The 473-nt window shown below is 58.6% G+C and carries 1 protein-coding gene; it reads left to right on the top strand.

What is annotated here, in order from left to right; translation table 11 throughout:
* Positions 1–352 (top strand): hypothetical protein (locus VE26_RS19055; protein WP_046103236.1); only part of this gene is annotated, 352 nt, incomplete at its 5' end.
* Between the last annotated feature and the right edge of the window lie 121 nt (positions 353–473).

Below are 473 nucleotides of genomic sequence, written 5' to 3'. Positions count from 1 at the left end.
GGGGAAGGAAGAGGGAGGTAGGGAAGAAAGAAAAGAAGGCAAAGGAGGGAGAGAAGAGGAAAGCAAGCAGGAGGAGGAGGGACGAAGGGAAAGGAGGAGGGGGGGAAGAAGACAGAGAATGACAGGGGTGAGGGAAGCGGAGCAGGGAAGAAGAAGAAGGAGAAAAAGAAAGAAGAGAGGAAAGAAGAGGAAGAGAAGGGGAAGGAAGTGGGAGAGAGGGAAGAGGTGGAGGAAGGGGAAGGAGGAAGAAGAGAGGGGGAGGAGGGGGAAGACACGGAGGAGGGAGGGGGAAGGGGCGAGAGGGGGGGGGCGGGGGAAGACACGCAGAGGGGGAAGCGCGGCTGGAGGATGAGAAGGGAGAGGAGGACGAGCAGGAAGAAGAAGGTAACGAAGATAGAGAGGAGGACGGGAAGGGGAGGGAAGGCGGAGGAAGTGAGGCGGACGAAGGCGGTGTTGTAGGTGTGGATGATGAG

It is taken from the genome of Devosia chinhatensis, assembly GCF_000969445.1.
Classification (GTDB): Bacteria; Pseudomonadota; Alphaproteobacteria; order Rhizobiales; family Devosiaceae; genus Devosia; species Devosia chinhatensis.
The sequence above is the reverse complement of the archived record's forward strand: the minus strand, read 5'-3'. Positions and strand labels throughout refer to the sequence as shown.